Raw genomic sequence first — 21,132 nt, forward strand, 5'->3', positions numbered from 1 at the left:
GGCGTCCCCGGTGTCGTTCACTCGTCGTCACCCTTCCCCTGGGGGTCCCCCACCACGTTGACCTGCAGCGAGATGCGCGTCGCCCCGCTTTCGAGGCTGCTGCGCAGCAGGGCGTCGACCGCGGTCAGGACCTCGTCCGCGCCCCCCTCCGCCGTATTGCCGAACGGCCCCACGTCGACCTCGTCGAGATCGGCCGCCTCGATGACCCGGCGCGCCGCGAGCGCGTGCTCGGGGGCCTCTTCCAGGTCGAAGGGCTCCGTCGTGAACTCCACTCTCAATCGCACGCGTTCAACCTAACGTGCGTGGGGCGGTCACCGGGAGCCACCGCGAGGATCAGGGCGGGGATGGCGGGGATCAGGCCGGGGATCAAGGTGCGGGGCACTTGCTGCTCGCGCTCTCGTACGTCCGGTAGAGCGGCGTCGCGCTCCGGTTCTGCTCCGGGAACGTCACGATGGGTACCGGTTTGCACACGGGCCACTGCCCGGCTCCGGCCCTGGCGTCGTTCTCGTCGGCGTCGACGAACGTGAAGTCCCCGCTCGCCGCCTGCACGCACTGTGCGCAGTCGTCCTGCGGGCTGCCCTTGCGCAGCTGGTCCTGGACGTCGTCGCTGGTCACCTCGCCGTCGCCGCTCGAACCGGCCTGCTTCACCGCGTTGCTCACCGCGGCGAGGGCGTCGTGGTACATCACGGCGTACCCGTCGTCGAGGGCCCGCCGCCCCTCGCCCGTGAAGGAGCGTTCGTAGGCGCTCGCGAACCGCCCGAAGTGCCGGGGCGTCTCCCCTTCGCCGCGCTCCCAGCGGGGCGCGTCCACGGCGGCCGCCGTCACGATCCGGATGTGCAGCCGCCTGGTCACCTCGCCGATGGTGGCGGACTCGGTGTCCGGGTCACGGGCCGTGCTGACGCGCAGGATGCGCAGCGGGTCGTCGGACCGGTACCGGCAGGAGCCCGTCTCGTCGATGGCTTCCACGAAGGGCTGCAGGTCCGCGTCGCGGCCGGCGAGGAACACTGTCCTGGTGCCGGCCCCGCACATCGCTTCCACCGACTTCTTGAAGTCCTGTGTGTCGCCCCGGGCAGGCCCCTTTCTGCCCTGGTACATCTCGACCGTCCGCCGCACCGGGTCATCGGTGATGCCGTAGTCCGCTCCGAACTTCTTCCGGAGGACTTCGCGCAGGTCCGAGACGTACTTGTCGTCCCGGTCGTCCGCGATCATGAACGTTTTCCCGCGGTTGACGTCGTTCCGCTTCGCGTACTCCTTCAGCGCGTCCACCAGCTGGGCGTTGGAGGGCGACACCTTGAACAGGTACGGGTTCTCCATGTCGGTGGCGCTCAGCGCGGCGCTGACCGCCGGGATCCGGCTCTTCTCCAGGCTCTGCACGGACTTCAGGGTTTGGGTGTCGCTGTTGGGGAAGCCGATGGCGGCGACGACGGGCGCGTCCTCGTCGTTCCTCCGGGCGCTCAGCTCCTTGGTCACGCCGGACCAGTGGTTGAGGTACTCGCCCACGTTGGCGAAGAGGAGCTGGACCGCGCTGTTCTTGGTCGTCGAACCGTGGTTGTGCTCGTACTGCGCGACGTACGCGCCCTGCAGCGCGTGCAGGATCAGCTCCTTGGACATGGCCGCGCCCGGCGCCTTCGCGGTGTACGGCATGACGACGGCCACGCTCACCACCTGCTTCTGCGGCGCGCTCGCCCGCGCCCGCCCGTTCTCTCGCGCGATGCTGCCCAGGACGCCCTTCAGCTCGGGCTCGAACCCGTACGACCGCGCGGTGACGCCGATGCACTCGCCGTCGCCCGCCCCCACGCGCCGCAGGTCATGGTCCGCCGAGCAGTAGTTCCGCTGGTCCAGATACGTGTCGACGCCCCACCACGCCCCGCCCCCGACCAGCGCCCCGACGAGCACCCACAGCGCGATCACGTCGATCAGGCCGAACACCCGGAACCGGACCCGCCGCGGCAGCCAGCGCCAGTTCCTGCGGTCCGTCCAGCGGCCCCTCATGCCACCCCTCCCCAGCTGCGCTCCAGCGGCCAGTCCTCGCCGTCCCGCACCGCCCGCGGCCAGCGCACCGCGGCCTGGGCGAGGACCGCGCGCCCGGTCAGGTGCTGGGCGGACAGGAACGACAGCTCCTGGCCGATCCTGGTGGCCAGCGGCCGGTCCGCCTCGGCGAGCTCGTCGGCGGAGTACCACAGCGCGTGCAGGAGCCGGTGGATCGCCTGCTTCTCCAGGCCCGCCTCCGGGTCCGCCCGCACCTGCAACCGGTCCATGCGCCCCTTGCCGACCTCCTGGCACTGCTCGAACCAGAGGTCGCCCGGCGGACGCGGCGCGTGCGCCACCGTCCGCAGCGCCCGCAGCCACTCCAGGGCGTCGCCGTCGGACCGTACGAACTCCGCGTGCAGCCGGTCGACGACCTCCTGGGTCTCTCCCCCGGCCAGCCGGTGCCACAGGAAGCGGGCCCACTCCTCGCGCCCCGCCCGCCCAGTACGGCCCTCGGCCCTGCGCCTGTGGTGCTGCGCGAGCAGCCCGTGCGCGTCGCCCCAGCCCACGCCGCCCGCGCCGCGCCCGCTGCGCATCTGGTGCACGAGCAGCGCCCGCAGGAAGCGGTCCGTGATGAACGGCCGGCTGCCGGGCCCCCGCGACCAGCGCTCCCGCTCCAGCTGGGCGGCGACGCCGTCGGCCGCGGCCAGGTCGTCGATCCGGCGCGGCACCCATCGCTCGGCCAGCTGCTCGGCCGCCTCCCGGTCCCAGGCCAGCGAGAGCAGGCACAGCTCGTCGTGGTTCTCGCTGCCGACGAGGGTGTTGAGCAGCCGCCAGATGACCGACTCCCCGGCGCCGCCGGGATGGTCGAGGTCGAGCAGTTCCTCGGCCGCCACCCACTCCTCGCCGCGCGCCTTGTGCACGACGGCGTCGCACATCCGGCGGGCCCCCATGGGGTGGCCGCGGGTCAGATCGTGCAGCGCCGTCGCGATGTACGGGTCGAAGGTGACCCGCTCGTCGCTGCGGAGCATGCGTTCCAGGTGCTCCGTGTCGAGCGGCGGCAGCGGCAGCATCAGCACGCCCTCGGACGGTTCCTCGCTGTCGCGGCTCCAGCGGGTCCGCGCGCCCACCTCCTGAAGGGGCTGGCGGGTGGCCTGGTGGTACGGGGCGGTCTCCTGCTCGGCCTCCGGGGTTTCGTCATCGTCGTCGGCGTCGCCGCGCAGCTCCGTGGCGAGGACGACGAGCGGGTCGCGGGCGCCGCGCTCCTGCAACGCGCGCTGTTCCAGGAGGAGTTCGAGGAAGTCGCGGCCGGGGTCGGTGTGCACGTTGTCGAGCAGGACCAGCGGCCTGGGTGCCCGGTTCCCGCGCCGCAGCCTGCCGTAGCGCACGTCCCTGAGGAACGCGGCCATCAGCATGCGCTCGACGCCGCGCCGGAAGCCCCGGCCCTGGTGGAACTCCTGGCAGAGCCTGGCCACGGCCCGCGGGCGCTGCGCGGCCGGCACCCGGGGCGGCTCGACGGCCGCGTCGGGCGGCATCCCGCGCAGCCGGTTGTCGCTCTCGCTGCGGTGGTTCTCGTACCAGCTGACCAGTCCGCGGGGGCCGAGCCCGCGGGCGCGGCGGCGGTGGGGCCTGCCGAGGTAGGTGCGCACGGCCGCCTCGGGGAACTCGGACGGGTCGGGCGAGCCGCCGTCTGCGGGTGTCGGCAGCGCGGCGCGGAACAGCGCGTCCCAGGTGGGCGGGGGTTCGCCCGGCGGCCAGGGGCCCATCAGGGCGGCGGCGTGCCGGTCGGCGACGTCGAGCTCGTCGTCGATGCCGGGGCGCCGGGCGGAGATCACGGCGAGCAGCCCCGCGGTGGTCCTGGGGAAGCGAAGACGCCCGAACCCGGCCACGGGGAGCGAGAGTTGGCGGACGAGCTCGACCAGCATCTCGACCACGTACGAGTTGTTGGCGATCTCGGGACCGACCCTGGCCCGCTCCTCCAGGTCCGTGCAGTTGATCCGGGCGAAGGGGACGCGCGGTCCCGGCCAGGGGCCGGTGTCGGGGGCGTAGGCACGCTGGAGGTCGTTCAGCATGGCGCTCTTGCCGGTGCCGTGCCGCCCGCTGAGCAGCACGACGGGCAGGTCGTCGGCGAACTCCCGGTGCCCGCGCCTGCGATGGCGGTCGCGCTCCAGGCCGATGAGGCGCGGCACCAGCTGGCTCAGGAGCGGCTGGCGCGCGTACACCTCGGGTATCTGGTCGTCCGATTCGGTTGTGGGGCCCCCGTGATCCGTCATGGCAGCCTCAGCGTCTGCCGGACGAAGTCGGCGAGGAAGCCGACCACCACCTCCTTGCCGACCGACACGCTCTCGCTCTGCAGTACGCCGGGGACGCGCTCCATGAAGCGCCGCACCAGGCCCTCGTCGGGCCGGTCGCCGCGGTCGATGGTGTCGGTCAGCTCGTCGGCGAGCGCGCGCACCTGCCGCAGTTCACTGTCGCTCTCGGTCGCTTCGGGCAGGGAGGCCTGGACGAGCTGGGCCAGCTGCTCGTACGAGATCACCACGCCCTCGCCCGCTTCCGCCGGGCTGACGTGGACGGGCGCGGGCAGTTCCAGGTGGTTCCTGGCGTACTCCAGGTCCTCCACCGGGAGTTGGCGGCCGCAGTAGAAGGCCTCGCTGGCCCACAGGAAGTTCTCGGGGTGGGACTCCTCGCCGCTGCGGTGCTGTCCGGCCCGGTCCCAGTACGCGAACAGGGCCGCCTTCGCGTAGCGGCGCCTGACCTCCCGGTCGGCGTACGCCTCGTCCCAGACGGCAACCTCGGCGAGGCCGGCGGCGGTGGGCGTGACGAGCGGCGGGTCGGCGCCCGAGTCGTTGTGCTCGGTGAGCCAGCCGAGCGCGCCGAGGCGGTCCACGATGTCGGCGACCTGGTCCAGGTTGCACCGCTCGTGCGCCGCGAAATCGGCGCTGGCCACGCGGCTCGCCCCGCCCGTGCCGGTCTGCTCGACGAGCCAGCGCAAGAACCGCGCGGACGCGGCCCCCGTCTCGTCGTAGACCGGCGAAAGGCCGTTCGTCGGCACTGACCGGGATCCGCCCATCTCCCCCAACTCCCGTGACCGGCAACGGGCGTTCACCTTCCCAGAACTTCAAGGCCAAACACGTGTCATGCACCGGTTTCTCGATGCCCGGACGGATGCGCGGGCTGGGCGAAATTCGACGACCCCCCTTGACAGCCTGGAGCCCTTGCAGGCAATCTTCCATCAAGTAGAAACGAACTTCCGCAATACGGAATCACCGGGTGGATCACACAGCGATCGCACTCGGCGGCCGTACCGGACACGAACCGGAAGGGAGCGCCGACCCTGATGGGCTTCGCTGACCAGCGCTTCAACGTCAACCTGTCGATCCTCTTCACGGAGCTCCCGCTCCTGGAGCGCCCCGCGGCCGCCGCCGCGGCGGGCTTCACCGCGGTCGAGCTCTGGTGGCCCTGGGTCGATGCCCCCACCCCCGAGCAGTCCGAGCTCGACGCGCTGCGCGCCGCGATCAACGACGCGGGCGTCCGGCTCACCGGCCTGAACTTCTACGCGGGGCAGCTGCCGGGCCCGGACCGCGGCGCCCTGTCGATCCCCGGCGAGGAGAGCGAGAAGTTCCGCGCGAACATCGACGTCGCGGCCGACTTCGCGCACTCCCTCGGCTGCACGGCGCTCAACGCGCTGTACGGCAACCGTGTCGACGGCGCCTCGGAGCAGGAGCAGGACGAACTCGCCCTGGAGAACCTGGTGTTGGCGGCCCGCGCGGCCGACCGTGTCGGCGCCGTGCTGCTGATCGAGGCGCTGAACGCGCCCGAGTCGCCGAAGTGCCCGATCGTGAGCGCCCCGAAGGCGATCGAGATCGTGGACAAGGTGAACGCGGCGACCGGCCTCGGCAACGCCAAGTTCCTGATGGACCTGTACCACCTGTCCATGAACGGCGAGGACCTGACGGCGGTCATCAGCTCCTACACCGACAAGACGGCGCACGTGCAGATCGCCGACAACCCGGGCCGCGGCGCTCCGGGCACCGGTTCGCTGCCGCTGGAAGACCTGCTCGACCAGCTGAAGAAGGCCGGCTACGAGGGCTACGTGGGCCTGGAGTACAAGCCGGGCGACGCCCCGAGCGCCGAGGCCTTCGACTGGCTGCCGCGCGAGCACCGCGCGGCCTGAGCCGAGCCTCCGGCGGACGCGCGGCGGACGCCAACTCATAGACGTATCAACGCTGTTACGGCTACAGCGTTGCAGTTAAAGCCTTAGGAGCAACCCTCATGAGCAACAACCTCCCCAAGGTCGCGTGGATCGGTCTCGGCATCATGGGCTCCCCCATGTCGGAGAACCTGATCAAGGCCGGCTACGACGTCACGGGCTTCACCCTGGAGCAGGACAAGCTCGACCGCCTCACGGCCGCCGGCGGCACCGCCGCGAAGTCGATCGCCGAGGCCGTCAAGGACGCCGACGTCGTCGTGACGATGGTTCCGGCCTCCCCGCAGGTCGAGGCCATCGCGTACGGCCCCGACGGCATCCTGGAGAACGCGAAGTCGGGCGCCCTGCTGATCGACATGTCCTCGATCACCCCGCAGACCTCGGTCGACCTGGCAAAGGCCGCCAAGGACAAGGGAATTCGCGTCCTGGACGCCCCCGTCTCCGGCGGCGAGGCCGGCGCGATCGAGGCCGTCCTTTCCATCATGGTCGGCGGTGAGCAGGCCGAGTTCGACGAGGCCAAGCCGCTGCTCGACGCGCTCGGCAAGACCATCGTCCTGTGCGGTCCGCACGGCTCGGGCCAGACCGTGAAGGCCGCCAACCAGCTGATCGTCGCCGTGAACATCCAGGCGTGCGCCGAGGCCGTGGTCTTCCTGGAGAAGTCCGGCGTCGACCTCAAGGCCGCCCTGGACGTCCTGAACGGCGGCCTCGCCGGCTCCACCGTGCTGACCCGCAAGAAGGACAACTTCCTGAACCGGGACTTCAAGCCGGGCTTCCGCATCGACCTGCACCACAAGGACATGGGCATCGTCACCGACGCCGCCCGCAATGTCGGTGCCGCGCTGCCCGTCGGCGCCACGGTCGCCCAGCTGGTCGCCTCGCTGCGCGCCCAGGGCGACGGCGGCCTCGACCACTCGGCGCTGCTGCGCGCGGTGGAGCGTCTCTCCGGCGACCAGCCCAAGTAACGACCCGGGCAACACCCCAGACTTCCGGGCCGTGGCGGCGCTGACACCTGTCCTGTCGCGCCCAGGCGCCGCCGCGGCCCGGAACCACATTCGCCCACCCATAACTTCAACAAACTGTTGACGTAGCTGTTCAGAGGTCCTTACGCTCCGAACACCTCAGCAGTCACAGCACGGAAGGTCACGATGTCGAAGCGCGTGCTTACGACCGAGTCCGGCGCCCCCGTCGCCGACAACCAGAACTCCGCCACCGCCGGCGTCGGTGGCCCGCTCCTGCTCCAGGACCAGCACCTCCTGGAGAAGCTCGCCCGCTTCAACCGCGAGCGCATCCCGGAGCGCGTGGTGCACGCCCGTGGCTCCGGCGCCTATGGCTACTTCGAGGTGACGGACGACGTCACCGACTACACGTACGCCGACTTCCTGAAGTCGGTCGGCAAGCGCACCGAGGTCTTCCTGCGCTTCTCGACCGTGGCGGACAACCTCGGTGGCGCGGACGCCGTCCGTGACCCGCGCGGCTTCGCGCTCAAGTTCTATACCGAAGAGGGCAATTACGACCTCGTCGGCAACAACACCCCGGTCTTCTTCATCAAGGACCCGCTGAAGTTCCCCGACTTCATCCACTCCCAGAAGCGCGACCCGTTCACGGGCAAGCAGGAGCCGGAGAACGTCTGGGACTTCTGGGCGCACGCCCCCGAGGCCACGCACCAGATCACCTGGCTGATGGGCGACCGCGGCATCCCGGCGTCCTACCGCCACATGAACGGCTACGGCTCGCACACGTACCAGTGGACGAACGAGCAGGGCGAAGCCTTCTTCGTGAAGTACCACTTCAAGACGAACCAGGGCATCCGCAGCCTGTCGGCCGAGCAGGGCGCCGAGCTCGCGGGCAAGGACCCGAACTCGCACCAGACGGACCTCCTCCAGGCCATCGAGCGCGGCGTCAACCCGTCCTGGACCCTGTACGTCCAGCTGATGCCGGCGGCCGAGGCGGCGGACTACCGCTTCAACCCGTTCGACCTCACCAAGGTGTGGCCACACAAGGACTACCCGCTGCAGCGCGTGGGCCGCCTGGTCCTGGACCGCAACCCCGACAACGTCTTCGCCGAGGTCGAGCAGGCCGCCTTCTCCCCGAACAACTTCGTTCCGGGCATCGGCCCCTCCCCCGACAAGATGCTGCAGGGCCGCCTGTTCGCCTACGCGGACGCGCACCGCTACCGCCTGGGCGTCAACCACACCCAGCTCGCGGTCAACGCCCCCAAGGCGACCGCGGCGAACAACTACGGCCGCGACGGCGCCATGGCCACCAACGCCTACGCCCGCGCCCACAAGAACTACGAGCCGAACTCCTTCGACGGCCCCGTCGAGACCGGCCGCCCGCTGGCCGCGCCGCTCGCGATCAACGGCCACACCGGCACGCACGAGGCGCCGGCCCACACGAAGGACGACGACTTCTTCCAGGCGGGCGAGCTCTACCGCCTGATGTCGGAGGACGAGAAGGGACGCCTGGTCGCGAACATCGCGGGCGGCCTCTCCCAGGTCTCGCGCGACGACATCGTCGAGAAGAACCTGGCCCACTTCCACGCCGCCGACGCCGACTACGGCAAGCGCGTGGAGGAGGCGGTCCGCGCCCTGCGCGAGGACTGAGCCCCCTGACTGCGTACGTGGGGCGGCGGGAGGTCTGCCCCCGTACGCACTGACCCGCGCCGTCCGCCGCGACCCGGATGAGGGGTGGTCGTGGACGGACGGACGCGGGCGGACGAGGACCGCGGCGGCTTGTGCAGCGTACGAGCCAGTGCGGTGGTAATGGTTCCTCCGCTCTCCTCTCGACCTGAGGGAGGGGAACGGACGAACCGTCGTACGCCGGCCGCCGCGGTCCCAGCCAATTCCCTTACGGAGCCTGCCTGTTGGGGTCCCGTTTTCCCCGATCTCCGTCCGGTGGCGCGCATGCATGTTCCGCCAGTCGCGCGCCGTCGGACGGCAACACCCCCACCTCCCACCACATCCCGAACCAGAGCCCCGGATACGACGGTCCGTATCCGGGGCTCTTCGGCTGCCTACGGCAGGGGCTTACGGCAGGAGCCGGGCACGATCAACCGGGTGCGGGCCGGATCGTCCAGGAAGCGGCGGACGTGGGCGGGACGCGGGACACCCAGGTCCAGGAGGTACCAGCCCTGTCCCCGGCGGCGACGCCGAGCAGACTGTCGACGAAGTCCGGGGGCGGAGCGGCCGGGAGCCGCCCAACGGAACCGTGCGCAAGGGAACCGTGCGGAAGTGGCCCCTGCGCCTAGGAACCGTGCGCCAGGGTCAGGCCGACGGACCGGTAGTCCTGTCCCAGCAGTTCACGCAGGTACGCACCCATCTTCCGGTGCGTCTGCGGGGGCTCGGAGGAAGAAACGGTGCGCGGGTCACCGACGGCCGTGTGGGCGATGCCGCCCCAGTAGACGACTTTGTCGCCGCTGTGCCGCTGCCACCAGGCCGCGTTGTCGGCGAGTTCGCGTTCCAGTCCGGCCAGGCCGTCGAGCCGCGTGGGGTGGCGCACCGGTTCGGCGAGGGGCCGCGCGAAACGTACCGGGTCGCCCGCGTGACGCTGGTTGTAGGACCGCATCCAGCGGACGAGTTCGAGGATCTCGGCGGTCCGCCAGAACGACCGCGCCCCGGCCAGCAGAGCACGCGGGTCCCCCTCACCGGTGGCAACGTAGACGTCCAGGCCGAGCCGACCCGGGTCGTCGCCCTCCAGGGCCAGACTCCGAAAGCCCTCCTCTTCCACCAGCAGCCGCACGATGCGGTGTGCCACGTCGGACAGTTCACGCGTCTGCCGGGCGGCGGCCCCCAACGCCACGATCTTGGCGTCACGCACCAGCGGGGCGAGCGGTCGCAGTTCGTCCAACGGTTCGTGGGGCTTCCTGGACGTGAGTGAGTGGGAGTACCTCTCGATCCACTCGCCAGCCGTCGCCATCGCCGTAGCCGCAGCCGTCTCCATGGGCCCGCCCTTCCCCTCCAAGCTCCGCCTCTTGCGGACCACTTGAGGAGATCGTCCGACCTCAAGAACGCTTGAGGTCAAGCGCCGTGCTGGCGTCTCGCCTTGAGCGGACAGGGGGTGGCAGGCAAGGCCGCACACGGTGCCGGGCACCACAACCGAACCGCGCCGGCCTCGACACGGAGCAGGGGCCTCCCCGGAGGGGCGGGCGGGCGGGTAGAGATGAGCACGCGTCAGCGCAGCGGAACGGGCGGCCCTGCACCCCACACCCGTGAGCCCCCGGCCCTGCCATGACGATTCGCGCGGGCCCGTGGGGCCGGACCAGGGGGCGGCGCCGCGCACGACACACGTGAGACCCGGCGCTGCCATGGCGCTACGCACGGGGTCAACGCAGCCGGACAAGGACGGTGCCGTGCACGACACCAGTGAGGCCCGGCCCTGCCATGGCGATACGCACGGGACCGGCGCAGCCGGAAGGGATGGGGGCCGCACTGGGCCCCGGAAAGGGGGCGGTGCCGCACAGCCATCGCGCTGCCGCCACCCGCGACACCGCGCCGGGGGCCCGGGAGGCCGAAGCCCCCGGAGGGGGCGGGCGGGTGGGAGACGAGCGGGCGCCGGTGCAGGCGGGCAAGAGCGGTGCCGCGCACGACGCACGTGAGGCCCCGACCCTGCCATGGCGCCACGCACGGGGCCGGCACAGCCGGAAGGCAGGACCGCGCCGGATCCCCCGGAGAGGGGCCGGTGCCGCACAGCCATCACGCTGCCGCCACCCCCGACCGCCGCCCCGGGCCCCGGGATGCCGAAGCCCCGGGAGGGGGGCGGGCGGGTGGGAGATGAGCGGGTGTCGGCGCAGCCGGAGCGTGGGCCGGCGCAGCGCACCGGCGACGCAGACGCCAACCCCGGCACAGGACCAGAACCCCGGTGCCGCGCACCCAACGCCACAGGCGCCGACCCCGGCTCCATCCCGGGCCCCGGAGTGCCGAAACCCCCGGAGGCGGCGGGCGGGCGCCGGTGTGGCCGGGCAAGGGCGGTGCCGCGCAACGAACCACCCGTACAACCAAGCGCGGGCCCCCGGTTCACCTGGAACCGGGGGCCCGCCCCACCGCAAGCCCCGCAGTGAGCCGCAGGGCTCCGCGTCAGACCTTCAGCGGCCGGATGGCCGTCGGCGCGTGGCCCGGCTCCGTGGCCAGCTCCTCGAACTCCTTGACCGCGCTGATGTCGGCCGTCGGGCTCATGGAGATGTTCGTGATCCGCTCCAGGATCGCCTCGACGACGACCGGGACCTGGAACTCCTGGGCCATCTTCTTGGCCTGCTCGAAAGCCGTACCCAGCTCGTTCGGATCCGTCACGCGGATCGCCTTGCAGCCGAGCCCCTCGGCGACCTTGACGTGGTCGACACCGTAGACACCCAGCTCGGGGCTGTTCTGGTTCTCGAACTCCAGGTTGACCTGGAAGTTGATGTCGAGGCCGATCTGGGCCTGGCGGATCAGGCCCAAGTAGGCGTTGTTCACGAGGACATGGACGTACGGGATGCGGTGCTGCGCCCCGACCGCCAGTTCCTCGATCATGAACTGGAAGTCGTAGTCGCCGGAGAGTGCCACGACCTGCGTGTCCGGGTCGGCCTTGGAGACGCCGAGCGCGGCCGGGATGGTCCAGCCGAGCGGCCCCGCCTGGCCGCAGTTGATCCAGTGCCGCGGCTTGTAGACGTGCAGCATCTGCGCACCCGCGATCTGCGACAGACCGATGGTCGTCACGTACCGCGTGTCCTTGCCGAACGCCTTGTTCATCTCCTCGTAGACGCGCTGCGGCTTCATGGGGATGTCGTCGAAGTGCGTACGCCGCTGCAGCGTCTCCTTGCGCTCCAGATGCGAGGCGACCCACGCGGAGCGGTCCGGCAGCTCGCCGGCGGCCTTCAGCTCCTTCGCGACCTCGACGAAGAGCTCGAGCGCGACCTTCGCGTCGGACGCGATCCCGTAGTCCGGCGCGAAGATCTTGCCGATCTGCGTCGGCTCGATGTCAACGTGCACGAACTTCCGCTCGCCCTGGTAGACATCGAGCTTGTACCCGGTGTGCCGGTTGGCCCACCGGTTGCCGATACCGAGGACGAAGTCCGACTCCAGGAACGTGGCGTTGCCGTACCGGTGACCGGTCTGCTGCCCCACCATGCCCGCGTTCAGCTCGTGGTCGTCGGGGATCGTGCCCCAGCCCATCAGCGTAGGAATGACAGGCGTGTTGGTGACCTCGGCGAACTCGACGAGCAGGTCGGACGCGTCCGCGTTGATGATGCCGCCGCCCGCGACGATCAGCGGCCGCTCGGACTCGACGAGGAGCTTGACCGCCTTCTCGATCTGCGCGCGGCTCGCGGCCGGCTTGTAGACCGGCAGCGGCTCGTACGTCTCCGGGTCGAACTCGATCTCCGTCTGCTGGACGTCGATCGGCAGGTCGATGAGGACGGGGCCCGGACGGCCCGAGCGCATCAGGTGGAAGGCCTGCTGGAAGATGCCCGGGACCTGCGCGGCCTCGAGGACCGTCACCGCCATCTTCGCGACCGGCTTGGCGATCGAGGCGATGTCGACGGCCTGGAAGTCCTCCTTGTGCAGCAGGTGACTCGGCGCCTGACCCGTGATGCACAGGATCGGGATCGAGTCGCCCGTGGCGGAGTACAGGCCGGTGATCATGTCGGTCCCGGCGGGACCCGAAGTGCCGATGCAGACACCGATGTTGCCCGGGTTGGCCCGGGTGTAGCCCTCGGCCATGTGCGAGGCACCCTCGACGTGGCGGGCGAGCGTGTGGTCGATGCCACCGCTCTCCTTGAGCTCCTTGTAGAAGGGGTTGATGGCGGCACCGGGCACGCCGAACGCGTTGCTGACGCCCTCGCGCTTGAGGATCTCAACGGCCGCGCGGGCGGCGGTCATTCGAGCCATGAGTGCTCCCGACTCCTGCTGTGACTGTGTACGGCTGCTGTGCAGCTGCACGACTACGGCTACGGCTGTGGCTGTCGGATTCGCGCTCCCGTCGCGCCCCGCGGCGAGCTCTGAATTCCGTCGCCTAGTCCCGCGCTCGCTTCCCGATCGACCTCCCGACCACTTTCACGATGCGGAAACTAGGTTCTGCTATATGGAAGCAATGTAGAGGGGCGCTTCGGAGGCCGTCAAGGTGGATGATGAGACGGACGTCGATCCGTGTCCGGGGCAGGACCGAGGGGGAGTTGCCATGGCCGAGCCCACCCATCTGCGCTGCCCCACCTGCCGGCGCGAGCATCTGTACGCACCCCAGGCCCTGCCCTGCGCCTGTGGCGCGCCCGTCGCGCCGCCGATGGTGCGCGGCGCCGCCCCCGTCCCCGTCTCCGAGCGCACGTGGGACGACGACTGGGTGACGCTGCGCTGCCCCATGTGCGGGCGGCACGACCGGTGGCCCCGGCCGGAGCTCGGCTGCGCCTGCGGCTCGGTGCTGCGCGTCCCCGTCCACGACGACCAGGCGCCCGCGCCCGCCCACATCCCGCTGCCGCGCACGGCCGCTCCGCCGCGCCCCGCGTTCCAGCCCGTCGCCATCCGCACCGCACGCGACGCCGTGACGGCCGTGGCGCTGTATCTGCGCTGGCTCGGCTACGACGACGTACGCAGGGCCGATCAGCGACCGCCCTCCGGCATCGGGCTGGCGGCGCGCGGGGTCGTCGTCCAGGTCGAGCCGTCGGTGCGGCCCGCGACGCTGCGCGATGTGGAGTGCCTGTGGTTGCAGTCGATGACGGAGTCCGCGGCCTGCGCCTATTTCTCGCTGGCCGGTTACGCGGACGAGGCAGGCTCCCGCGCCGACGCCCTCGGCGTCCCGCTGTTCGTCCTCGACCTCGCCGGGGTGCCGCAGCCGGTGAACAGCCCGGCGGACGAGCTGATCGCGGGCGGCACGTAGGCACGCGACACATAGCCGTACGGCACATGGACGCGCGCCACATAGGCACCCGGCACGTAATTCCGGTGACCCGGCGCACCCACCTCGGCATACTTCCCGGGTGATCATTCGCAGCGCCGAACCCGCCGACCTCCCCCGCCTCCAGGCGATCGAGACGGCCGCGGGCGAGATCTTCCGTACGGTCGGCATGGCCGCGATCGCCGACGACGCGCCGCCCACGGTCGCCGAACTGGACCGGTTCCGGCGGGCGGGACACGCCTGGGTCGCGGCCGAGGACATCGGGACCGTGGTCGCCTACCTGGTCGCCGAGCCCGTCGACGACGCCTTCCACATCGAGCAGGTCACCGTGCACCCGGACGCCGCCCGCCGCGGCGTGGGCCAGACCCTGATCGCGCGCGCCGCCGACTGCGCGCGCGACCAAGGCCTGACCGGCCTCACCCTCACCACGTTCGCCGACGTCCCGTGGAACGCCCCGTACTACGAGCGCCTCGGTTTCCGCCGGCTCTCCGGGGCCGAGCTCACACCGGGGCTGCGCGCCATCCGCGCGGCCGAGGCCGAGCACGGCCTGGACCGGTGGCCCAGGGTGTGCATGCGAAGGGAGCCGTGAGCCCCCTCACTGCGGTTGCTGGTTCTACAACTCCCCGTACCCCTCTCGGAGTTCCACCTTCCGGACCTTCCCACTGACGGTCATCGGGAACCGTTCGAGAAGGCGCAGCCGGCTCGGGATCTTGTAGTGCGCGAGCCGGTCGCGACAGAAGGCGCGCACCTCGTCGAGGGTCAGCGTGTCCGCGGGGTCGCGCAGGATCACACAGGCGAGCACCTCTTCGCCGTACTTCTCGTGCGGCACGCCCACGACCTGTACGTCGGCGATCTTCGGGTGCCCGTAGAGGAACTCCTCGATCTCGCGCGGGGAGATGTTCTCGCCGCCGCGGATGATCATGTCCTTGATGCGCCCGACGATCTGGCCGTAGCCGTCCTCGCGGATCACCGCGAGGTCGCCCGTGTGCATCCACCGGCCGGCGTCGATGACCTCGGCGGTCTTCTCCGGCTCGTCCCAGTAGCCGAGCATCACGCTGTACCCGCGCGTGCACAGCTCACCGGGTTCGCCGCGCGGCAGCGTGACACCGGTGACCGGGTCGATCACCTTGACCTCGATGTGCGGCAGGACGCGGCCGACGGTTCCGGTGCGGCGCTCCAGGTCGTCGTCGCGGCGCGTCTGCAAGGAGACGGGGGACGTCTCGGTCATGCCGTAACAGATGGAGACCTCGGCCATGTGCATCTCGGCGACGACCCGCTTCATCACCTCGACCGGGCACGGGGACCCCGCCATGATCCCCGTACGCAAACTGCTCAGGTCGTACGTCGCGAAGTCTGGCAGGTTCAACTCCGCGATGAACATGGTCGGTACGCCGTACAGCGAGGTGCACCGCTCCTGCTGCACGGCGCGCAGGGTGGCGGCCGGTTCGAAGGACGGGCCGGGGATGACGACGCACGCGCCGTGCGAGGTGGCGCCGAGGTTCCCCATCACCATGCCGAAGCAGTGGTAGAAGGGCACGGGCAGACACACCCGGTCCTGCTCGGTGTAGCCGACCGTCTCCCCCACCCAGTACCCGTTGTTGAGGATGTTGTGGTGGGAGAGCGTGGCGCCCTTCGGGAAGCCGGTCGTGCCGGAGGTGTACTGGAGGTTGACCGGGTCGTCGCACGACAACTCGGCCTCCCGCGCCGCCAGTTGACCGTCCGTGACACCGTCCGCTGCCGCCACCAGGGCGTCCCAGCTGTCCGTGCCGATGAAGACCTGGTCGCGCAACCGCGGGCATTCGGGCGCCACTTGCCGTACCAGCTCGCGGTAGTCCGTGCCCTTGTGCTCGGTCGACGAGACGAGGAGCGAGACACCCGACTGCTTGAGCACGAACGCCAACTCGTGTGCCCGGTAGGCGGGGTTGATGTTCACCATGATGGCGCCGATCCGCGCGGTCGCGTACTGCACGAGCACCCACTCGGCACAGTTGACCGCCCAGATGCCGACGCGGTCACCCTTGGCGATCCCCCGGGCCATCAGCCCGCGCGCCAACTCGTCGACGTCGGCTCCGAATTCGGCGTAGGTCCAGCGGCGCCCGCTCGGCACATCGACGAGTGCCTCGCGCCCGGGCCAGGCCTCGACGACCTTGCGCAGGTTGGCGCCGACCGTGTCGCCGAGGAGCGGCACCTCGCTGGTCCCGTGCGCGTAGGAGAGTGCGGTCACCGGAAATCCTCCTCGTGGTACGTGGCGGCCGCCTCCTCGGCGGTGGCCTCTCGCGGCATCGGCTCCAGCATGCACCGAGCACCGCTCGGCCGTCGCCCCTTCCGCACATGCCTGCCACACCGGACCGCCGTGATCGCGTCGTGGCCCGCTCGAGGATCGCTCGAGGACGACCACAGCCCCCGTCCACGGCCCCTCGCATCGAGCACGAATGAAGAAGCCGTGGCGGGCACCTCGGACCTAGCTTGAACGGCATGACTTCCATCGCATCCGTCACCCTCGAGGCGGCCGACCCCGCGGCCGCCGCCCAGTTCTACAAGGAAGCGTTCGGCCTGGACTCCTCGACGTTGCGGCTGCGGGCCGCCCAGTCGCCGTCGGAGGGCTTTCGCGGGTTCACGCTGGCGCTGACCGTCTCCCAGCCGGCCGATGTGGACAGCCTCATCGGATCCGCCCTCGCCGCCGGTGCCACGGCCCTGAAGCCCGCCGAGAAGTCCCTGTGGGGCTACGGCGGGGTGCTGCGGGCGCCGGACGGAACCATCTGGAAGGTCGCGACCTCCGCGAAGAAGAACAGCGGTCCGGCGACCCGGAACATCGACGAGACCGTCCTGCTGCTCGGCGTCGAGGACGTCAAGGCGAGCAAGCAGTTCTACGTCGAGCACGGCCTGACCGCAGGCAAGAGCTTCGGCGGCAAGTACGCGGAGTTCAAGGCCGCCGACTCCAGCCCCGTCAAGCTGGCCCTCTACAAGCGCCGGGGCCTGGCCAAGGACCTCGGCGTCGACCCCGAGGGCTCCGGCTCCCACGGCATCGCCCTGGGCAGTACGGGCGCCGCCTTCACCGACCCCGACGGCTTCGTCTGGGAAGCCGCCTGACCCCCGGCTCCAGCCGCTCGCGACACCGTTCCCCCACCACGAAAGGACATGTGACATGGCGACCACGAAGAAGGCAGCCGAGAAGCACGAGGGTTTCACCGCCGAGGAACGCGAGGCGATGAAGGACCGCGCCAAGGAGACGAAGCGCGGCTCGCGCGCCTCCAAGGCGGACACGGAGTCCGAGGTGCTCGCGAAGATCGCCGACATGGCGGAGGACGACCGGCTGCTCGCCGAACGCATCCACGCCATCGTCACGAGCGCAGCCCCCGAACTCACCCCCAAGCTCTGGTACGGGATGCCCGCCTACGCCAAGAACGGCAAGGTGCTGTGCCACTTCCAGAGCGCGGCCAAGTTCAAGTCGAAGTACGCCACGCTCGGCTTCAGCGACCAGGCGGCGCTCGACGACGGCAATGTGTGGGCGACGTCGTTCGCCCTCACGAAGCTGACGGAGGCCGACGAGAAGCGCATCGCGGCCCTGGTCGAGCAGGCCGTGAGCTGACGACGGCCGTACGACGAGCCGGGCCACCCGACGGGGACCGTCGCCCGCCCGCGGTCAGCCGGTGCGCACGGGGCGACGGCCGGAACCGGCCCCGGGGACGGCCAGGGCGCCGGCTTCGGGGTGCGCCATGAGGATGCCGCGCTGGAGCCTGCCGAGAGCCGCGGAGGGTTCGAGACCCAGTTCGCGCACGAGGGTGGTGCGCAGGCGCTGGTAGACGTTGAGGGCCTCACCGCGGCGGCCCGAGCGGTAGAGGGCGAGCATGAACTGCCCGTGCAGGCTCTCGTGCATGGGGAACTGCTGGACCAGCACGGTCAGTTCGGACAGCAGACCGCGGTGGTGGCTCAGGCGCAGATCGGCCTCGATGCGCTGGTCGAGGGCGCACAGGCGGCTCTCCTCCAGCCGGCTGACCTCCAGGGCGATCCGGCTGCCCGCCTGTACGTCGGCGAGTGCGGGGCCGGTCCACAGAGCGAGCGCGTCGCTCAGCTTGCGGGCCGCCGCCGGGTGGTCCTCGGCGTCCATGGCGCGGTACCCGGCGCCCGCGCGGCGCTCGAATTCCTGGTGGTCGATGGTGCCGCCGCGCGTCTGCAGGCGGTAGCCGCCGGGGAGGGTGGCCAGGATGCCCTTGGCGCCGGTGTCCGCGTCACCGCCGCGCAGCAGGGCGCCAGCGATGAGCTCGCGCAGCTGGAGGATGTAGGTCTGGAGGGTCGTGCGGGCACTGCGGGGAGGGTTGTCGTCCCACAGTTCCTCGATCAGCGTCGAGACGGGGACGACGCGGTCGGCGTTGAGTGCGAGCAGCGCCAGCACCTGCCGGGGTTTCGGCGCGGTGGGGACGATCGGGATGCCGTTCTCCCGCACCGACAGCGAACCCAGCACTTCAATGTCCATCGTGTCTCCCCTGTGGACTGTGACATCCGAACCCGCAGCTGAACCTGCCTCGATAAAAAAACAGCGCGGACGGTTTGTCAATTGGCGCAGCGCGCGCTGGAGCGGCCCGATCCCGGCCGGGCCGCCGTCACACCTCAGGGATGTGGGCGACCGATCGATGACGTACGCTCTCAGAATACAAACTGGACGGTTTTTTTAGTGGTGCCTCAGGGGCACGTAAGGAGAGCGGACATGGCGATGCAGGACCGCGCGATCCGCACCCGACAGGCGATCCTCTCCGCGGCCGCCGTCGTGTTCGAGGAACGGGGCTACCAGGCGGCCACCATCAACGAGATCCTCGCGGCGGCCGACGTGACCAAGGGCGCCCTCTACTTCCACTTCCAGTCGAAGGAGCATCTCGCCCAGGGCGTGCTGTCGGCGCAGGACGGTGACATGTCCGTCCCCCGCGCCTGCAAGGTGCAGCAACTGGTCGACATCGGCATGCTGCACGCATACCGGCTGCAGACCGATCCGATCGTCCGGGCCGGGGTGCGGCTCTCGCTCGACCAGCAGGCGCTCGGCCTCGACCGCGGCGTCGCCTTCGAGCGCTGGGCCGAGTCGATCACGCAGACCCTCGACGCCGCCCACGCGCAGGGTGAGCTCCTCCCCCACGTGCAGCCGAAGGAGACCGCCGGTGTGATGGTGGGCTCGTTCGCCGGCGTCCAGGCGATGTCCCAGGCACTGTGCGACTACCGGGATCTTCAGCACCGCATCTCCGTCCTGCTGCGCCATCTGCTGCCCAGCGTGGCGCTGTCCTCCGTACTCGCCTCCGTCGACCTCGCGGACGGGCGCGGGGAGAAGGTCTTCACGGAGCTGGGGGAACTGCGGGAGCGGAGTCAGCGGGAGTCCGCCCCCTCGGCGGCCGGCTGAGCGTCCCCGCCGGGCCGGCCGCCGCAGTGCTGGTTCACGTGCTAGTTCACGCCCCGCTCCAACCCGTCCCAGTACGGCTCGCGCAGCTTGAACTTCTGGATCTTCCCGGTGGCCGTCCGCGGGATCGAGTCCCGGAACTCCACGCTGGTCGGCGCCTTGTATCCGGCCATCCGCTCCTTGCAGTGCGCGATGATCTCCGCCTCCGAGACCGACTCGCCCTCCGCCAGGACCACCAGGGCCTTGATCGTCTCGCCCCACTTCTCGCTCGGCACCCCGATCACGGCCACCTCGGCCACCGCCGGGTGCCGGAAGACCACGTCCTCCACCTCGATCGACGAGACGTTCTCGCCACCGGTGATGATCACGTCCTTCTTGCGGTCCGAGATCGTCAGGTGGCCGTCCTCCTCGTCGACCGCCCCGCCGTCGCCCGTGTGGAACCAGCCGTTCTCCAGGGCGACTTCGCTCTCCTCGGGCTTGTCCCAGTAGCCGTCCAGGACCGTGTTCGACCGGGCCAGCACCTCGCCCGTGCCGGAGACATCGAGCTTCACCCCGAGCGCGGGCAGTCCCGCCCGCGCCAGCTTCCGCGCCCGTTCCTCACCGGGCAGGTGCGCGTCGTCCGGGCGGGTGCGGTTGAACGTCAGCAGCGGGGACGTCTCCGTCAGGCCGTAGATCTGCGTGAACTCCCAGCCCAACTCCTCCTCCACGCGCTGGATGAGCCTGCTCGGCGGCGGTGCGCCCGCGCACACGACCCGCACCCGGTCCCGGCCGGGAACCGGCCCCTGCCAGTCCACCGCCGCGTCCAGGACCGCCTTCCACACCGCCGGCGCCCCGCACATCAGCGTGACCCCGTGCTCGTCCACCCGGCGCAGGATCTCCGCGCCGTCCACCTTCCGCAGCACCACCTGCTTCACGCCGAGGCCGGCCATCACGTACGGCATGCCCCAGCCGTTGCAGTGGAACATCGGCAGCGTGTGCATGTAGACGTCCCGCTCCCACACCCGCGTGTGCAGGCCGAACGTCAGGCCGTTGACCCAGATGTTGCGGTGGGTCAGCTGCACGCCTTTCGGGCGGGCGGTCGTGCCGGACGTGTAGTTGATCGTCGCCGTCGCGTCCTCGTCCGGCGCGGACCACGGGCGGGGCTCGACGCCGAAGCGCATCAGCTCCGTCTCCGTCTGCTCACCGAGTACGAAACGGTGCCGCGCCTTGACGCCCGACAGCGCACCGTCCAGCTCCGGATCGACCAGGAAGACGGACGCGCCGCTCTGCCGCGTCATGTACTCGACCTCGTCCGGCTTCAGACGGAAGTTGAGCGGCACGCAGATCCGCCCGCTCATCGGGAGCGCGAACAACAGCTCAAGGAGACGGGCCGAGTTGTGGCTCGCCACCGCCACCCGCTCCCCCTCCCCCACGCCCAGCGCGTCGAACCCGGCCTGCCAGGCCCGGACCCGTTCGGCGAACGTCCCGTACGTCGCCGTGGGGACGGCGGGCGCGGGCTGGTCCGGCTCGTCCACCACGCCGACGCTGTCCCGGAAGCCGAGCTCCGCCCGCTCCAGGAAATCCGTGATGGTCATGGGTACACGCATCGTCGTCGCCTCTCCACAGTCGTACCGTCGCGGGCCGTGTCTGCCATCGTGTAGGGAGTGACGCAGGTCTCACCACCCCCATACGGGGGTGAACGGTGCGCGGCGAGGTGATGGACGGTGGGCGCAGGAAC

General features: G+C 70.7%; 17 protein-coding genes. 8 read left to right on the plus strand and 9 right to left on the minus strand.

Annotation, left to right across the window (positions count from 1 at the left end; all coding sequences use genetic code 11):
* Positions 1–17 precede the first annotated feature (17 nt).
* The 4 genes from ACOKM3_RS11220 to ACOKM3_RS11235 form a co-directional block, all read right to left on the minus strand.
* Complete coding sequence (locus ACOKM3_RS11220; RefSeq protein ID WP_327660871.1) at positions 18–284, minus strand: hypothetical protein; 267 nt, start codon at positions 282–284, stop codon at positions 18–20.
* A gap of 82 nt (positions 285–366) precedes the next feature.
* Entirely contained in the window at positions 367–1,992 is a 1,626-nt protein-coding gene (locus tag ACOKM3_RS11225; RefSeq protein ID WP_426899452.1) for an ABC transporter substrate-binding protein, read from the minus strand.
* Positions 1,989–4,241 (minus strand): hypothetical protein, encoded by a 2,253-nt coding sequence (locus ACOKM3_RS11230; RefSeq protein ID WP_426899454.1) that lies wholly within the window; start codon positions 4,239–4,241, stop codon positions 1,989–1,991. The genes ACOKM3_RS11225 and ACOKM3_RS11230 overlap by 4 nt, the downstream gene beginning before the upstream one ends.
* The gene (locus ACOKM3_RS11235; protein ID WP_426899455.1) at positions 4,238–5,020 is read right to left on the minus strand and encodes a hypothetical protein; all 783 of its coding nucleotides are present in this window, start codon (positions 5,018–5,020) and stop codon (positions 4,238–4,240) included. Before ACOKM3_RS11235 ends, ACOKM3_RS11230 begins: the two co-directional genes overlap by 4 nt.
* Before the next feature lie 285 nt (positions 5,021–5,305).
* Here ACOKM3_RS11235 and ACOKM3_RS11240 point away from each other — a divergent pair, with 285 nt between their 5' ends.
* From ACOKM3_RS11240 to ACOKM3_RS11250, 3 genes are all read left to right on the plus strand, one after another.
* On the plus strand, positions 5,306–6,142 hold the full coding sequence (locus ACOKM3_RS11240) for a TIM barrel protein (RefSeq protein WP_426899457.1): 837 nt from the start codon (positions 5,306–5,308) through the stop codon (positions 6,140–6,142).
* Positions 6,143–6,240: 98 nt separating this feature from the next.
* Positions 6,241–7,137, plus strand: coding sequence for a 2-hydroxy-3-oxopropionate reductase (locus tag ACOKM3_RS11245; RefSeq protein WP_426899459.1), 897 nt, complete (start codon positions 6,241–6,243; stop codon positions 7,135–7,137).
* Positions 7,138–7,320: 183 nt separating this feature from the next.
* Complete coding sequence (locus tag ACOKM3_RS11250; RefSeq protein WP_426899461.1) at positions 7,321–8,778, plus strand: catalase; 1,458 nt, start codon at positions 7,321–7,323, stop codon at positions 8,776–8,778.
* A gap of 640 nt (positions 8,779–9,418) precedes the next feature.
* Here the strand turns inward: ACOKM3_RS11250 and ACOKM3_RS11255 are convergent.
* Together ACOKM3_RS11255 and gcl are read right to left on the minus strand one after the other, a co-directional pair.
* Complete coding sequence (locus ACOKM3_RS11255; protein WP_426899463.1) at positions 9,419–10,021, minus strand: erythromycin esterase family protein; 603 nt, start codon at positions 10,019–10,021, stop codon at positions 9,419–9,421.
* A 1,226-nt stretch (positions 10,022–11,247) separates the two neighbouring features.
* Positions 11,248–13,035, minus strand: a complete 1,788-nt coding sequence (gene gcl / locus ACOKM3_RS11260; RefSeq protein WP_426899465.1) for a glyoxylate carboligase — start codon at positions 13,033–13,035, stop codon at positions 11,248–11,250.
* A gap of 289 nt (positions 13,036–13,324) precedes the next feature.
* Here gcl and ACOKM3_RS11265 point away from each other — a divergent pair, with 289 nt between their 5' ends.
* Positions 13,325–14,017, plus strand: coding sequence for a hypothetical protein (locus ACOKM3_RS11265; protein WP_426899467.1), 693 nt, complete (start codon positions 13,325–13,327; stop codon positions 14,015–14,017).
* Positions 14,018–14,117: 100 nt separating this feature from the next.
* Positions 14,118–14,624, plus strand: a complete 507-nt coding sequence (locus ACOKM3_RS11270; RefSeq protein WP_426899469.1) for a GNAT family N-acetyltransferase — start codon at positions 14,118–14,120, stop codon at positions 14,622–14,624.
* Between the two features lie 24 nt (positions 14,625–14,648).
* Here the strand turns inward: ACOKM3_RS11270 and ACOKM3_RS11275 are convergent, their stop codons facing one another.
* Positions 14,649–16,259, minus strand: coding sequence for an AMP-binding protein (locus ACOKM3_RS11275; RefSeq protein WP_426899471.1), 1,611 nt, complete (start codon positions 16,257–16,259; stop codon positions 14,649–14,651).
* A gap of 251 nt (positions 16,260–16,510) precedes the next feature.
* Here ACOKM3_RS11275 and ACOKM3_RS11280 point away from each other — a divergent pair, with 251 nt between their 5' ends.
* Both ACOKM3_RS11280 and ACOKM3_RS11285 read left to right on the plus strand, forming a co-directional pair.
* Positions 16,511–17,125, plus strand: a complete 615-nt coding sequence (locus tag ACOKM3_RS11280) for a VOC family protein (protein ID WP_426899473.1) — start codon at positions 16,511–16,513, stop codon at positions 17,123–17,125.
* 55 nt (positions 17,126–17,180) lie between these two features.
* Positions 17,181–17,624, plus strand: a complete 444-nt coding sequence (locus ACOKM3_RS11285; protein WP_426899475.1) for an iron chaperone — start codon at positions 17,181–17,183, stop codon at positions 17,622–17,624.
* 54 nt (positions 17,625–17,678) lie between these two features.
* Here the strand turns inward: ACOKM3_RS11285 and ACOKM3_RS11290 are convergent, their stop codons facing one another.
* The gene (locus ACOKM3_RS11290; protein ID WP_426899477.1) at positions 17,679–18,509 is read right to left on the minus strand and encodes an AfsR/SARP family transcriptional regulator; all 831 of its coding nucleotides are present in this window, start codon (positions 18,507–18,509) and stop codon (positions 17,679–17,681) included.
* 231 nt (positions 18,510–18,740) lie between these two features.
* Between ACOKM3_RS11290 and ACOKM3_RS11295 the strand changes: the two genes are divergently transcribed.
* Entirely contained in the window at positions 18,741–19,418 is a 678-nt protein-coding gene (locus ACOKM3_RS11295) for a ScbR family autoregulator-binding transcription factor (protein WP_426899479.1), read from the plus strand.
* A gap of 41 nt (positions 19,419–19,459) precedes the next feature.
* Here the strand turns inward: ACOKM3_RS11295 and ACOKM3_RS11300 are convergent, their stop codons facing one another.
* The gene (locus ACOKM3_RS11300) at positions 19,460–21,001 is read right to left on the minus strand and encodes an AMP-binding protein (RefSeq protein WP_426899481.1); all 1,542 of its coding nucleotides are present in this window, start codon (positions 20,999–21,001) and stop codon (positions 19,460–19,462) included.
* Positions 21,002–21,132 lie beyond the last annotated feature (131 nt).

Source organism: Streptomyces nidicola (genome assembly GCF_050106155.1).
Taxonomy (GTDB): Bacteria; Actinomycetota; Actinomycetes; order Streptomycetales; family Streptomycetaceae; genus Streptomyces.

Coding starts and splice junctions, on each gene's coding strand:
- ACOKM3_RS11285 (WP_426899475.1), top strand. CDS start 17,181: ATGGCGACCACGAAGAAGGCAGCCGAGAAGCACGAGGGTTTCACCGCC.
- ACOKM3_RS11245 (WP_426899459.1), top strand. CDS start 6,241: ATGAGCAACAACCTCCCCAAGGTCGCGTGGATCGGTCTCGGCATCATG.
- ACOKM3_RS11250 (WP_426899461.1), top strand. CDS start 7,321: ATGTCGAAGCGCGTGCTTACGACCGAGTCCGGCGCCCCCGTCGCCGAC.
- ACOKM3_RS11230 (WP_426899454.1), bottom strand. CDS start 4,241: ATGACGGATCACGGGGGCCCCACAACCGAATCGGACGACCAGATACCC.
- ACOKM3_RS11280 (WP_426899473.1), top strand. CDS start 16,511: ATGACTTCCATCGCATCCGTCACCCTCGAGGCGGCCGACCCCGCGGCC.
- ACOKM3_RS11300 (WP_426899481.1), bottom strand. CDS start 21,001: ATGCGTGTACCCATGACCATCACGGATTTCCTGGAGCGGGCGGAGCTC.
- ACOKM3_RS11265 (WP_426899467.1), top strand. CDS start 13,325: ATGGCCGAGCCCACCCATCTGCGCTGCCCCACCTGCCGGCGCGAGCAT.
- ACOKM3_RS11295 (WP_426899479.1), top strand. CDS start 18,741: ATGGCGATGCAGGACCGCGCGATCCGCACCCGACAGGCGATCCTCTCC.
- gcl (WP_426899465.1), bottom strand. CDS start 13,035: ATGGCTCGAATGACCGCCGCCCGCGCGGCCGTTGAGATCCTCAAGCGC.
- ACOKM3_RS11225 (WP_426899452.1), bottom strand. CDS start 1,992: ATGAGGGGCCGCTGGACGGACCGCAGGAACTGGCGCTGGCTGCCGCGG.
- ACOKM3_RS11240 (WP_426899457.1), top strand. CDS start 5,306: ATGGGCTTCGCTGACCAGCGCTTCAACGTCAACCTGTCGATCCTCTTC.
- ACOKM3_RS11290 (WP_426899477.1), bottom strand. CDS start 18,509: ATGGACATTGAAGTGCTGGGTTCGCTGTCGGTGCGGGAGAACGGCATC.